We start from the raw sequence: 12,015 nt of genomic DNA, 5'->3' as shown, positions 1-12,015 counted from the left end.
CTGCGGTGGGTTCGTCGTCTTCTGCGGGGGCCGGGCGGGGGGGGGGGCGGGGGGGGGGGGGGGGGGGGGGGGCCGGGCCCCCCCCCCCCCCCCCCCCCACCCCCAGGTCAGGACGGGGTCAGGCCGAGGTCGGAACGGAACAGGTCGCCGTCCATCCACACCGCCGCGCGCACCCCGTCCGCGGCGCCCAGCGAGACCAGCGTGGGAGCGTCCGGGACGGCGGGAAGTTTGGCGGTGTCACCCGCCGCCGCCACGCCCGGCACCGTGGTCTCCTGCAGCTCGTTCACCCGGACGGTCCCGTCGGCGTTGAGCTCGCAGCCCAGCTCGGCGGCGAGCGCCGAGTGCTGCCGGGTGGGCGCACGGTGGTAGAGGTCCTCGCGGGCCAGCGTGCTGCCGTCGGCGAAGTGCAGCTCCAGGGCGCCTGGCTCGCCCGTCACCCGGACGATCGGGGTGTCGATCACCCGGACGCCCTGCTCGCCGAACTTGGTGGCGAGCACAGGGGGCAGCTCCAGCGGGCCGTGCGTGCACAGGACCACGTCGTCGCTGAACCGGTCGGCGACGTACAGCGCGAGCGAGGTCTCCGCGGGGACGCGCGTGATCACGGCCAGGGACCGGTCGCGCGTCTCCCATCCGTGGCAGAACGGGCAGTGGTAGACGCCGCGCCCGAACCGCTCCTTCAGCCCTTCGATGGGGTACGGCTCGTCCACCTGTCCGGTGGCCAGGACGAGCCGCCGCGCCCACATGACCGCTCCATCGTCGAGCTCGACCTCGAAGTCGTCCTTCTTGCCCCGGGCCGACCGCACGGCGCCCCGCCGGAGCTCCACGGACGGATAGGCCGCCAGCTCCGCTCTGCCGAGCTCCAGCAGCCGGGCGGGCGGGAACCCGTCACGGCTCAGATACATGTGCATCTCGGAGGCCGGCGCGTTGCGCACGTTGCCCCCGTCGATCACCAGGACCCGCCGTCGCTGCCGTCCGAAGACCAGGGCGGCGCTCAGCCCCGCGGGGCCACCGCCGACCACGATCACGTCGTATCTCGTCTGGCTCTTACCGTTGATCATCTTCATCCTTCATGCTCGGAATAGGAGGGGCACTAGCGGATCTCGGCCTGCGTCACGAGCGGGTCTGCGGCCAGCCGGGCGAAGACGGCGGCAGCGTCCAGGCATTCGGCGGCGGACCAGGCGCCCGGCTTGACCCGGCCGCCCAGCACCTCGCCGGTGGCGATGGCCGCGACGACGCCGCTGAGCGCGTACGAGTCCGGCGTCCGCAGGATCAGGCGGCGCGGGGCCGTAAGTCCGGGCCCTGGGACGGGCCCTGGAGCGGGCCCTGGAGCGGGCCCTGGAGCGGGCCCTGGAGCGGGCCCTGGAGCGGGCACGGCCTGGAAGAGCAGCGTGTAGTACGGGCCGGTGGCGGCGAGGTCGGCCTCGGCCGCCGCCACGACCGAGGGGACGTGCTCCTCGATGGGCGCGTCGTCCGCCCATGCCGCCGCCAGTGCCCGGGGGATGGCGTCGGTGACGTACACGGTGTAGTTACGCACCTCCGCGACGTCCAGCTCAGTGGCGAGTCCGGCGACCTCGGCCGACAGGAACGGCCAGGCGTGCACCCGCCCGGCGAAGCCGGGCAACGTCACCTCGTGCAGGGGGGCCAGGGCGCCGGGCGCGATCCGTCCGTCCCGCCAGGCCGCGAGGGCGGTGCCGAAGCGCGGGCCACGGGTCAGCAGCACGTCCACCGCCGACAAGGCGCTGATGCGGGCGGCGCCTCCGACGTAGCCGTCCAGCCGGGCCAGGGGTCCGGTCGCCAGCAGGCGCGGCAGCAGCCCGGACAGCCCCGGCATCACCCCGGCCGAGAACACCGCCGCCCGCTCGGCGAGTTCCGGCGGGGCGGCGGACTTCAAGGCGCCGATGGCCGTCACGTCCCCGCCGGCGTCGACGTAGTCCGCTCCTGCCGCCAGCGCGGCCCCTGCCACGGTGTCGAGCACCTGGTAGGACGGCCCGGCGCAGTTGACCACGACCCGGCAGCCCGCGCAGAAGGCGCGCAGTTCATCGGGGTCGCGCAGGTCCACCCGCCGGGGAACGGCCGCACCCGGCGTCGCGCGGCAGACGGCGCGCACCCGGTCGATGTCCCGCCCGCCGATGCGCAGCTCACCAAGGCCCTCGCCGGCCAGCCGGTCCACGGCCACCCGGCCCACCGTTCCCGCGCCACCGAGGACGCCGATCACCGTCATGGCCGCGCGTCCGCCAGGCGTGCCCGGACCGCCGCCGCCACGCCCGCCACCGTGGGGGCGTTGAGGAACTCGCGCACGCTTGGCGCGCCGCCCGTCTCCTTGGCTATCCGGGCCAGGGTGCGGACCACCAGCAGCGAGTCGCCGCCGAGGGAGAAGAAGCCGGCGCCCCGGTCGAGCACGGGGACGCCGAGAACCTCCTCCCAGACCGTGCAGATCCGCTGTTCGAGCTCGTCGACCGGCGGGCCGTCACCGTGGTCGGCATCGGGTTCCGGCAGCCGGTCCAGCGTCAGGCCGGGCGCGGGCTCGGCAGCCGCCGCGGCGGGCAGGTCGACGACCTGGTCCCAGCCCGCCTCGTCGGCCAGCGTCTCGACCAGCGCCAGCAGGTCGGCGAAGGCGGCGTCCACCTGCTCGGTGTCGAACAGCTCCTTCACCAGCGAGAAGACGAGGACCAGCTCGTCGCGCAGCTCGTAGAAGCGGGCCTCCAGCGCCACCTGCGGGGTGCGCAGCTGCTGGTGGAAGTCGTCGAAGTTCAGATCGCCCAGCGGTCCCGCGGACTCCGCCTGCGCGCCGATCGCCGCGTCCATGCCGAGGGTGCTCTGGAAGACCACGGGTGCGACCGGCCGGGTGGTGGCACGCCGCCGGGCCAGCTCCCGTGACACCTCCACGCCGGAGACCAGGTTGTGCGCCGCGTGCTCGGTGAAGGTCCGCTGCGTCTCCGCCGCAAGTTCGGCGAACGTACGGCCCCGCGCCGGCTCCAGCGGGATCAGCATCGTGGTGGCGAACGCGCCAATGACGCGATGGATGTCGGGATGCAACGGCAGCCTGTTGAGCTGCAGGGAGTTGAGGAGCATCCGCCGGTGACCGGCCCAGCGGGCGAGCACCACGGAGAAGGCGGTCAGCATCGCGGCGGACGGCGTGACCTCCCGGCGGGCGCACTGGTCGCGCAGCGCCGCCCAGCGGTCCGCCGCCACGTGGTTCTCCAGGGTCTCCATGGTGCTGGCCCGCACGTCCAGGGGGTCGGCGCGCAGCGGCAGGGCGGGCGGGCGCGGCACGTCTCCGAGCCGTGCGTGCCACCAGTCGCGGTCCGCGGCGTACGGCTCGCTGTCACGCAGCCGGCCGAGCGAGGTCACGTAGTCGCCGAAGTCGACGTCCAGCGGGGCGAGGACGGCGTTCCAATCGGCGGCCAGGGTGAGCAGTTCGCGGTTGAGGAGGGTCGCCGACCAGCCGTCCATGATGAGCAGGCTCTCGCCGGTGTGCAGCCGCCCTCGATCGCCGGGCAGGAGGCTGAGCCGGATGTCCAGGCCCGGTCCGTGCAGCGGGTTCGGTCCGGTGGTGCGCATCTCGTGCCGGACGGCCAGCAGGTGCGCCTGCACCTCCTGCGGGCCGGCCGCGCGCAAGTCGTACACGCGGGGCCGCGGGATCGCGCCGGGCGCGTCGGGCGCGAGGACGTACTGCTCTCCCTGCGCGGTGATCCGTGCCCGCAGCATCGGCTGGTGCAGGGCGAGCCGCGCCAGCGCGTCCTCCAGCGCCTCCGGGGCCTCGTCGCCGTCCAGGCCGGCGAGCCCGAAGTCGGCGTAGAAGTGCGCCGACTCGTACGACAGCTCCCAGCCGTCGTGCTGCCCGACGAAGTATCCCTGCTGGAGCGGCATCAGCGGGAACGGCGCCGACGGGTCCGCACGACGCTCGATCTCCACCGGCAGGGCGCGTTGTGCTCCGTTCCCGCCGGCCCTGCGCCGGCGAATCGCTTCCGCGAGCCGGGCCAAGGTGATCTCCACCGTCACGTCCGACAGCGCCAGCTCCACCGCCATCCGCCTGCGGACCATGGCCGACATGCGTACGGCCAGGACCGAGTCGCCGCCCAGCCGCAGGAATGCGGCGTCGGCAGGAATCTCCTCGGGGTCCACGTCGAGCAACTCTCCCCAGATCCGGCTCAGCTCGGCTTCGAGGTCGTCATGCGGGGCGTGGGACAAGGACATGCCATCTCCGATCAACCGGTCTTCATGGAAGGACGACGCGCGGGCAGGCCCGCCGTCCGTCCATCGGTGCCCCGCCAGAATAGATGCGAACGATAATCATTTCTATAGCGATGGACGGTTTGCGGCGATCATGGCACTACGATGACGGCCGGGTAGAGGTCGCCCCAGAGCAGGGCGCAGGCGCGGGCGGCGTGAACGTGAGGGCTCGCCGGGGGCGGTGACGATGCGTCTGCCGCTGATCACCGCCACCGGCGCCCGCTCGGTGACCAGCGGGACGTAGTCGCAGGTCAGTGCGGCCAGCACGCGTTCTCCAGCTGGCCGGGCCACCGCGAACCGGCGCGTCCCGGCGACCTGCCGGGACGGGAACGACTCCTGGGAGCGCCACCGGAATACGGCGGAAACGGGCGGCGCTCTTGATCGCCCGTCGTTTGAACTCCTGACTTCACGCCGTTCAGTGAGGGTTTCGGGGGGGATTGGGTGGCGCCTATCAATCAGTCCGAGAGGCGTTGATCGTGAGCCTGTTGTGGAGCCGGATCGAAGCCGCCTCCTCGGGAGCCGGCTTGTGCACCATGCCCCGATCTACTCAGGGGCGGGCGGTGCTGCGCCGGAATCCGGCGTTGACGAGGTTCCCGCTGATCGGCGAGCCGCCGCTCTGCCTTCTGCCGCGCTCGGCTCGCGCCGGATGCCGTGGGAAATCCCGCGCGCTGGAGGGCTTCTACCGCACCGGCGAACCACCGTGGGACACCATCGTCACGCCGCCCGAACTGGTGGTCGAGGGGCTGCCGCGACCAGTTCGCCGGCCGGGCCGTCATCGCCAACTACCTGCCGCTGCTGGCCGAGCGGTTCGCCCGCCGGCGACTGCGCGCACTGGCCCGCATCGAGGGCAAGGACGCCGGCGGCCTGCCGACTGTGCTGTTCCTGTGCGTGCACAACGCCGGCCGCTCGCAGATGGCGCTCGGCTTCTTCACCCGCCTGGCCGGTGTCCGCGCCCTGCTGGCCGACCTCGGCGTCCCGGCCGGCTGAGAGCAGGCTCACGTCCCCGGCAGGCAGAGACGCATGTCAATATAGACGTACACCTATTTCGATGGATGTCTATACGGAAGGGCAGTGGATGGAACTGCTGGAGATCTTGGAGTGCAGCCCGCCGCTGACCCGCGAGCCGCTGGACGCCGGGCAGGCGGCCGGGGTGGCGCGGGTGTTCAAGGCGCTGGGCGATCCGGTGCGGCTGCGCATCCTGTCGATCGTGGCCAGCCGGGCCGGCGGAGAAGTATGCGTGTGCGACATCACCGACGCCTTCGAGCTGTCCCAGCCGACCATCAGCCACCACCTGAAGGTGCTCAAGGAGGTGGGGCTGCTGGCCTCCGAGCGGCGGGCTTCCTGGGTGTACTACCGGCTGGTGCCCGAGACGCTGGGCGAATTGTCGGCCCTGCTGACCCTGCCCGCCGGTGGGCCCGCCGGTGGGCCCCCCGGTGGGCCTGCCAGCGGGCCCACCGGCGAAGCCGCCGGCCTGCCGGCCGGTGCGGCGGTGTCGCGGTGATGTCGGCCCAACCCGCACAGGCCGCCGCGCCGCCGGCCGGCGTGATCGGTGCTCTGTCGGTGCTCGATCGGTTCCTGCCGGTGTGGATCATCGCCGCCATGGGCGCGGGGCTGCTGCTCGGGCGGCTGGTGCCCGGCCTGGACACCGCGCTGGAGGCGGTCAAGGTCGGTGAGATCTCACTGCCGATCGCGCTCGGCCTGCTGCTGATGATGTACCCGGTGCTCGCCAAGGTCCGCTACGACCGGCTCGGCAGCGTCACCGGCGACCGCCGCCTGCTGTTCTCCTCACTGCTGCTCAACTGGGTGCTCGGCCCGGCGCTGATGTTCGCCCTGGCCTGGAGCTTCCTGCCCGACCTGCCCGAGTACCGCACCGGCCTGATCATCGTCGGGCTCGCCCGCTGCATCGCCATGGTCCTCATCTGGAACGACCTGGCCTGCGGCAACCGCGAGGCCGCCGCCGTCCTGGTCGCGCTCAACTCCATCTTCCAGGTGATCGCCTTCGGTGTCCTGGGCTGGTTCTACCTGCAGATGCTGCCCGGCTGGCTCGGCCTGTCCCAGGCCGCGCTCGACGTCTCGGCCTGGGACATCGCCTTCTACGTGCTCGTCTTCCTCGGCATCCCGCTCGCCGCCGGCTACGCCTCCCGCGAGCTCGGCGAACGCGCCAAGGGCAGAGCCTGGTACGAGCAGCGCTTCCTGCCGCGCATCAGCCCGATCGCTCTGTACGGCCTGCTGTTCACCATCGTCATCCTGTTCGCCCTGCAAGGCCACACCATCACCTCCCAGCCCGGCGACGTGGCCCGCATCGCCCTGCCACTGCTGGCCTACTTCGCTCTGATGTGGGGCGGCGGCTTCCTGACCGGCCGGGCGATCGGCCTGCCGTACGACAAGACGACCACGCTCGCCTTCACCGCCGCCGGCAACAACTTCGAACTCGCGATCGCCGTGGCGGTCGGCGTCTTCGGCGTCACCTCCGGCCAGGCCCTGGCCGGCGTGGTCGGCCCGCTCATCGAGGTCCCCGTCCTGGTCTCCCTGGTCTACGTCAGCCTGGCCGGCCGCCGCCTGTTCAGCAAGGAGCCCGTACGTGCCTGACAAGCCGTCCGTCCTGTTCGTCTGCGTCCACAACGCCGGCCGCTCCCAGATGGCCGCCGGTTGGCTCACCCACCTGGCCGGCGACCGTGTCGAAGTCCGCTCGGCCGGTTCCGCCCCGGCCGGGCAGGTCAACCCAGTCACCGTCGAGGCGATGCGCGAGGTCGGCATCGACATCGCCGCGGCCCGGCCGAAGATCCTCACGGGCGACGCCGTCCAGGCATCTGACGTGGTGATCACCATGGGCTGTGGCGACGCGTGCCCGATCTTCCCGGGCAAGCGGTATGAGGATTGGAAGCTCGACGATCCGGCGGGGCAGGGCATCGATGCCGTCCGCCTGATCCGGGACGACATCCGTTCGCGCGTGGAGCAGTTGCTCGGCGAACTGCTGCCTGACTGACCTGCCTCCACGGACGGGTTCAGGCCGGGACCGTCGGGGTCGTCTCAGCCGTATCGCTCGACGAGCGCGTTGCCGATCAAGGTGAGGTGGTCCCGCACACCAGGCGGGCCGGTCACTTCGAGCCGTTCGACCAGTCCGGCGTACACGGGGACCCCTGCCATGGCCAGAGCGTCGAGGTCACGGCGGGCGGACATGACCGGCCCGCATCTGGGAAGTGGCCGTTCCGCTGGACGGCGAAGACATGCATGACCTCTGCGCAACCCCGGCCGTCGGCGTCCCGAGCACCCCGCCACGTGGAGGCTCGACCACCCGAATGGCCGATGGCGGCTCGGGCACAGCCACACGTCAGCTCGCGGCGTGTGACTGTGCTCATGGCGCACCGGCATCGGCCGGTAGTGCTCATCGAGGCGGCCGGGCGGGCTCGGCCTTCAGCCCGGACGGCTGGCCGGGGCGGGTGCCGCAGTGGCTTGCTCCTCCAGTCCTGGGCGGCCGCGGCGCAGGACGTACCAGCAGGCCGTGGCTGTCGCTGTGGCGCCGCACAGGATCCACGCGGTGGCCTGGTTGCTCACCTCCAGCAGCTTCAGGGCGGAGGCGAGCAGGACCACGGCGAGCATGGCGCGGATGACGGCGCCGGGGGCGCGGGAGGAGATCCGGGCGCCGAGGTAGACGCCGGGGATGGAGCCGAGGATGAGAGAGGTGGTGAGGTGGAGCTGGAAGTCGCCGTAGAGAAGGTGGCCGACAGCGGCGGCGGCGACCATGGGGACGGCCTGGACCAGGTCGGTGCCGACGAGCTGGTTGGCCTTCAGCGTGGGATAGAGGGCGAGCAGCGCGACGATGATCAGGGAGCCGGCGCCGACCGAGGAGATGCCGACGGTCGCTCCTCCGATCATGCCGACGAGCAGGGTGGGGATCGGGCGCAGGGAGATCTGCGCGATGTCGGCTTCGGCTCCGGACCGTTCCCGTACGGCGAGGAAGGCCTTGGCGACCAGGCCGGCCACGGCCAGCAGCAGGGCGATGCCGAGGGCGTACTTCACGGCCTGCTGGGCAGCGGCCTCGGTGCCGAAGGCCCGGGCCAGGAACACTCCGCAGAACGCGGCGGGAACCGATCCGGCGCAGAGCCAGGCGACCAGGCGCAGGTTGACGGTTCCGTGACGCAGGTGCACGTAGCCGCCGATGGGTTTCATGACGGCCGAGGCGACCAGGTCACTGGAGACGGCGGCCAGCGGCGGCACGTTGAAGAACAGCATCATCATGGGGGTCATCAGGGCGCCGCCGCCCATCCCGGTGAGACCGACGATCACCGCGACCAGGAAAGAGCCCGCCAGGAGAGGGAAGTCGATGATCATGCGAACGGCCTCCTGCGGACCAGAGGCGTGCGGCGGGCGTGTCTTCTGCGTTCGAGAGGTGATGGCCGGCGATGACGCGGGGCAGGCGCCAGACCGCGCAGGAGCGCGAAGGAGATGGACATCCAGATCCCTTACTGTGAGTAATGAGTAACTACTCTCAGTAGCTGGATGTGATGCTTGTGCATCAAGTGGCCACGGAGACAGATGCTTGTCGCTCCCGCGCGCCCACTTGGCGCAAAGCAGTCCATTACCGTCCGCCTCACCGAGCCCGCCGGGCGACATTTTCCAGCCCGGACCGGCCGGCGCCGGGGCCGTGCCGCCCGCCTCGCCGGCGCCTCTTACACCTGGACAAATGACTGCGTTCAGTTATCTATTGATTACATGGAGAATACAGCTTCAGCCCCCGCACCCGGCCACAACGGCACCCCCGCCGACGCCGAACCCGATGTCCGCTTCACCTTCGCCAACGAACGCACGTTCCTGGCCTGGAGCCGCACCGCCCTCGCCCTGTTGATCGCGGGACTGGCGATCGTGCAGGTCTTACCCCCTTTCCCCGGCCTGCCCGGCGCGCGGCGCATGCTCGCGGTGCCCCTGATCGCGTTAGGTGCGCTCCTGCCCGGCGGCGCCTACCTCGAGTGGCGGCGCAACCAGCACGCCATGCGCCACGGCCACCGCCTGCCACGTTCCCTGCTGCCCCGCATCCTCGTCATCATCATCACAGCGGTCGCGCTGCTGGCCGCCCTCGTCGTCCTGCGCGGCTCATGACCCCCGAGCCTCGCCGGCGCCATGGCGGCACCCCCGGCCGAGATCCAGGTCTGGCCCCCGAACGCACGCATCTGGCCTGGATCAGGACGACCGTGTCCCTGCTGGCCCTGGGCGCCGCCGTCACCAAGGCCGTACCACCCGTGGGCCTGATCATCCTGCTTCTGGGCGTCTCGTGCTGGCTGCTGAGCCGCCACCACCGGCCGCCCCTGCGCTCGGGTGCGCACCATCAGCACCGCCGGCTGCGGGCACTGGCCACAGCCCTCACGCTCGCCTCGCTCATCACACTCGTCTCGACCCTGCTGACCAGCCGATCGCCCGCACTCCCCCTCCTGCCGGCGCACCGGCCCCAGGCTCCCTCGATGCCCTCTCCCTCCTCGACCGTTCCGCCTCGCTGACCCGACAGCAGCGGAGCCTGCGCCCTTCGCTCCCGCCCCGGCACCGCGACCGGCGGCGGGAGCGCTCCGCCGATGCCTGCTCTACGAAGTGCGCCGCGCCGGCGACAGCGCGGCTGCCACGCCACCGCTGCAACGCCCGCAACGCCAGGGCCGGCCCGCCCGCCCAACTGGCACCGGCCACGATCACGTCCCGCGCGTCCACGTGGTCCCGCCATCCTCACTGTTCCGGCCGGCCTCGTCCCCACCCCGGGATGCGAGGTCCTACTCGGTGATGCCGCCGTAGGCGATGACCTTGGTGGGGCGGAGCCGGACGACGACCTCGCCGGGCACTCCGTTGCGCCTGCCGAACTCCTCCGCCTGGTCCGGGCCCACATACCGGGCGGCGGCCCGGGTGGCGACATCCAGGAGCTCGTCCAGGTCCTCGCTCAAAGTCACCTCGCCGCGAGCCTCGATGTAGGCGAAGGGCGGGGCATCGTCATCGACACACAGCGCCGCGCGCGGATCACGCCGCAGGTGGCGGGCCTTGGCCGTGTCACCGTTGGTGGTGAAGGCGAAGTCCTCGCCGTCGAAGACGTACCAGACGGGCGTGACGTGGGGAGCGCCGTCGGCGCCCGATGTCGCGAATTTCCCGGTACGCGCGCCGCGCGTGACGAACTCGTGCCATTCCCGGGTCGTCATGGTGTGCACAGATGTCTGCCTTTCCTGTTCGCCCGAACGGGCCCCGCAAGGCGTGTCGCCGTTGCCATGGCCTGCGGGCAGCGAGTCACGGACGAGCTCATGGAGTGCGGGACCAGGTCCTTCGGCGAGCGACGTCATCATGCGTCTTCCCCGCCCCTGTTCCCCTCGCTCCGCCACCGGCGCTACCAGCGAGCCGATTCGTACACTTCGGCCCCTACCCTCCAGATGACGCATCCGCGTCAGAAGCGGTCATACGTCAGCAAAGGACCTCCATACGCGCGCCAGAAGCGGCACTCCGGCACCGCAACCGGCCGTTCGATCACCCGAGCACGCCCATCCCGGCAGCCCTGACGCGGCCCCCCGCCCTAAGATCCGGAACGCCGACGGCCGCAGGTGGCTAGCTCCCTCGCCAGAACGGCGAGCAAGGCCCGCGCCGCCTGCGCCAGCTCGCTCTCACCCTCCACCGCCGCCCGCACGAGGATCAGCGCCGACAGGGCGCAGTCCAGCGCGGGCCGCCCCTCACGGGCGTTGCACCAGTCGATCACCACGCAGGTCGGTGGCGGTGCTCTCGCCGGGGAAGACCTCCGGCACGGGGAACCCGTGCGCGGCCACGTACGCCATGATCTCCAGCTCACGCCTGGTGTCGGCGTCCACCCGGTAGCGGCGCAGCACCCGTCCGTCGCCGAACGCGTACACCTCGGCGCTGCGTCCCGCACCCACCAGCTTTCCGGCCTCCATGCCCCCAACCTACGCGGCGACCGCCCGATCCAGCTCGGCGAGATCGTCGCTGTGCTCGCGGGCCATCGTCCCCGCCAGCTGCCGCGCCGCCGCCGCGCCGCCCGAGTCCCGCTCACCGTTCGCGACCAGCACGAGCTGCCTCAGATGCGCCCGCAGCAGTTCGGCGAAACGCCGGTCGAAGGCGCCGTCGCGCAGCCGGGCCAGGGCCTTCAGGTCCGCCGCCGTGGGCATGCCCGGCATGTCGTGCTGGAGGTGCGGGTTCTCACCGGTGATCCCCGCTTCGGCGAGCAGCGCCCGCAACCGGCCGCGGCCCGCCTCGTGCTCCTTGCCGAGCCGTACGGCCAGGCCGGCCAGCGACCGGCCGGCGGCACGCCGCGGCGCGAGCTCCAGCAGGGGCCGGGCCCGTGCGTGCAGGGCGTCGGTGAGCTGCAACCACGCCACATCGGTCGTCGTGAACGCCTCGGCGGAGGAGGCCGGCGTTCCGGCGTCCCGTTCGGCGGAGGAGCATCCCGCCAGCACGGCGACCACCAAGCAGACCACGAACCACCGCACCCGCCACCGCCCTTCACGAGGAGAGACGTCCGGGCGGGGCGCACGCCCGCCCGGACCTGACGACCGCCTACGAGGGACGCCCGTCGGCGCCGCACTTGATGATCGGCCGGATGCAGTCACGCACCCGCCGCTCCATCTCGGCCACCGGCCAGGCGTTGAAGAAGTCGCCGTGCATCGTGAACCCGCCGCCCGACGACAGCCGGAAGCGCGACGGGTCTCCGCTCACCGGGTACCGGATGACCTGCCGCAGCTTCGGCACCGGCACCGGGTGCGTGCTGGGACACGCCCCCGCCACCGGGTAGGCCATGTGGCTCTTGTGGTC

The 12,015-nt window shown here is 72.0% G+C and carries 15 protein-coding genes; 6 read left to right on the top strand and 9 right to left on the bottom strand.

Going from position 1 to position 12,015, the window contains the following annotated elements:
* Nucleotides 1-107: 107 nt before the first annotated feature.
* The 3 genes from AB0K18_RS49860 to AB0K18_RS49850 are packed head-to-tail and all read right to left on the bottom strand — an operon-like array spanning nt 108 to nt 4,197.
* Nucleotides 108-1,058: an NAD(P)/FAD-dependent oxidoreductase gene (locus AB0K18_RS49860; protein WP_364930113.1), complete on the bottom strand. Its 951-nt coding sequence runs from the start codon at nt 1,056-1,058 to the stop codon at nt 108-110.
* Between the two features lie 32 nt (nt 1,059-1,090).
* Nucleotides 1,091-2,221, bottom strand: a complete 1,131-nt coding sequence (locus tag AB0K18_RS49855; RefSeq protein WP_364930110.1) for a saccharopine dehydrogenase NADP-binding domain-containing protein — start codon at nt 2,219-2,221, stop codon at nt 1,091-1,093.
* Complete coding sequence (locus AB0K18_RS49850; RefSeq protein ID WP_364930107.1) at nt 2,218-4,197, bottom strand: phosphopantetheine-binding protein; 1,980 nt, start codon at nt 4,195-4,197, stop codon at nt 2,218-2,220. The genes AB0K18_RS49855 and AB0K18_RS49850 overlap by 4 nt, the downstream gene beginning before the upstream one ends.
* 687 nt (nt 4,198-4,884) lie before the next feature.
* Here AB0K18_RS49850 and AB0K18_RS49845 point away from each other — a divergent pair.
* The 4 genes from AB0K18_RS49845 (at nt 4,885) to AB0K18_RS49830 (ending at nt 7,219) form a co-directional block, all read left to right on the top strand.
* Nucleotides 4,885-5,220, top strand: a complete 336-nt coding sequence (locus AB0K18_RS49845; RefSeq protein ID WP_364930105.1) for a three-helix bundle dimerization domain-containing protein — start codon at nt 4,885-4,887, stop codon at nt 5,218-5,220.
* Nucleotides 5,221-5,308: 88 nt separating this feature from the next.
* The gene (locus AB0K18_RS49840) at nt 5,309-5,734 is read left to right on the top strand and encodes a metalloregulator ArsR/SmtB family transcription factor (protein WP_364930116.1); all 426 of its coding nucleotides are present in this window, start codon (nt 5,309-5,311) and stop codon (nt 5,732-5,734) included.
* Nucleotides 5,734-6,822 (top strand): ACR3 family arsenite efflux transporter, encoded by a 1,089-nt coding sequence (gene arsB / locus AB0K18_RS49835; RefSeq protein ID WP_364930103.1) that lies wholly within the window; start codon nt 5,734-5,736, stop codon nt 6,820-6,822. The genes AB0K18_RS49840 and arsB overlap by 1 nt, the downstream gene beginning before the upstream one ends.
* Nucleotides 6,815-7,219, top strand: a complete 405-nt coding sequence (locus AB0K18_RS49830) for an arsenate reductase ArsC (protein ID WP_364930100.1) — start codon at nt 6,815-6,817, stop codon at nt 7,217-7,219. Before arsB ends, AB0K18_RS49830 begins: the two co-directional genes overlap by 8 nt.
* A 44-nt stretch (nt 7,220-7,263) precedes the next feature.
* Here AB0K18_RS49830 and AB0K18_RS49825 read toward each other — a convergent pair whose 3' ends face one another.
* Complete coding sequence (locus AB0K18_RS49825; protein ID WP_364930097.1) at nt 7,264-7,413, bottom strand: hypothetical protein; 150 nt, start codon at nt 7,411-7,413, stop codon at nt 7,264-7,266.
* 234 nt (nt 7,414-7,647) lie between these two features.
* The gene (locus AB0K18_RS49820; RefSeq protein ID WP_364930094.1) at nt 7,648-8,565 is read right to left on the bottom strand and encodes a sulfite exporter TauE/SafE family protein; all 918 of its coding nucleotides are present in this window, start codon (nt 8,563-8,565) and stop codon (nt 7,648-7,650) included.
* Between the two features lie 381 nt (nt 8,566-8,946).
* Here AB0K18_RS49820 and AB0K18_RS49815 point away from each other — a divergent pair, with 381 nt between their 5' ends.
* Nucleotides 8,947-9,330, top strand: a complete 384-nt coding sequence (locus tag AB0K18_RS49815) for a DUF202 domain-containing protein (protein ID WP_364930091.1) — start codon at nt 8,947-8,949, stop codon at nt 9,328-9,330.
* Nucleotides 9,327-9,725, top strand: coding sequence for a DUF202 domain-containing protein (locus AB0K18_RS49810; RefSeq protein WP_364930088.1), 399 nt, complete (start codon nt 9,327-9,329; stop codon nt 9,723-9,725). The genes AB0K18_RS49815 and AB0K18_RS49810 overlap by 4 nt, the downstream gene beginning before the upstream one ends.
* A gap of 261 nt (nt 9,726-9,986) precedes the next feature.
* Here the strand turns inward: AB0K18_RS49810 and AB0K18_RS49805 are convergent, their stop codons facing one another.
* The 4 genes from AB0K18_RS49805 to AB0K18_RS49790 all read right to left on the bottom strand — a co-directional run.
* Nucleotides 9,987-10,403, bottom strand: a complete 417-nt coding sequence (locus AB0K18_RS49805) for a PPOX class F420-dependent oxidoreductase (protein ID WP_364930085.1) — start codon at nt 10,401-10,403, stop codon at nt 9,987-9,989.
* Nucleotides 10,404-10,922: 519 nt separating this feature from the next.
* A complete protein-coding gene (locus AB0K18_RS49800) occupies nt 10,923-11,141 on the bottom strand; it encodes a phosphotransferase (RefSeq protein WP_364930083.1) in 219 nt (72 codons plus the stop codon).
* Between the two features lie 9 nt (nt 11,142-11,150).
* Nucleotides 11,151-11,693 carry a DUF305 domain-containing protein gene (locus AB0K18_RS49795; protein WP_364930082.1) on the bottom strand — a complete coding sequence of 181 codons (543 nt, stop codon included), beginning with the start codon at nt 11,691-11,693 and terminating at the stop codon, nt 11,151-11,153.
* Nucleotides 11,694-11,760: 67 nt separating this feature from the next.
* Nucleotides 11,761-12,015 (bottom strand): DUF1996 domain-containing protein (locus tag AB0K18_RS49790; protein ID WP_364930079.1); only part of this gene is annotated, 255 nt, incomplete at its 5' end.

The organism is Nonomuraea sp. NPDC049421 (assembly GCF_040677005.1).
Taxonomy (GTDB): domain Bacteria; phylum Actinomycetota; class Actinomycetes; order Streptosporangiales; family Streptosporangiaceae; genus Nonomuraea; species Nonomuraea salmonea.
Note: the sequence above shows the minus strand (reverse complement) of the source record. Positions and strands in the feature narration are given on the sequence as shown.

Coding starts and splice junctions, on each gene's coding strand:
- AB0K18_RS49860 (WP_364930113.1), bottom strand. CDS start 1,058: ATGATCAACGGTAAGAGCCAGACGAGATACGACGTGATCGTGGTCGGC.
- AB0K18_RS49855 (WP_364930110.1), bottom strand. CDS start 2,221: ATGACGGTGATCGGCGTCCTCGGTGGCGCGGGAACGGTGGGCCGGGTG.
- AB0K18_RS49850 (WP_364930107.1), bottom strand. CDS start 4,197: ATGTCCTTGTCCCACGCCCCGCATGACGACCTCGAAGCCGAGCTGAGC.
- AB0K18_RS49840 (WP_364930116.1), top strand. CDS start 5,309: ATGGAACTGCTGGAGATCTTGGAGTGCAGCCCGCCGCTGACCCGCGAG.
- arsB (WP_364930103.1), top strand. CDS start 5,734: ATGTCGGCCCAACCCGCACAGGCCGCCGCGCCGCCGGCCGGCGTGATC.
- AB0K18_RS49825 (WP_364930097.1), bottom strand. CDS start 7,413: ATGTCCGCCCGCCGTGACCTCGACGCTCTGGCCATGGCAGGGGTCCCC.
- AB0K18_RS49820 (WP_364930094.1), bottom strand. CDS start 8,565: ATGATCATCGACTTCCCTCTCCTGGCGGGCTCTTTCCTGGTCGCGGTG.
- AB0K18_RS49815 (WP_364930091.1), top strand. CDS start 8,947: ATGGAGAATACAGCTTCAGCCCCCGCACCCGGCCACAACGGCACCCCC.
- AB0K18_RS49810 (WP_364930088.1), top strand. CDS start 9,327: ATGACCCCCGAGCCTCGCCGGCGCCATGGCGGCACCCCCGGCCGAGAT.
- AB0K18_RS49805 (WP_364930085.1), bottom strand. CDS start 10,403: ATGACGACCCGGGAATGGCACGAGTTCGTCACGCGCGGCGCGCGTACC.
- AB0K18_RS49800 (WP_364930083.1), bottom strand. CDS start 11,141: ATGGAGGCCGGAAAGCTGGTGGGTGCGGGACGCAGCGCCGAGGTGTAC.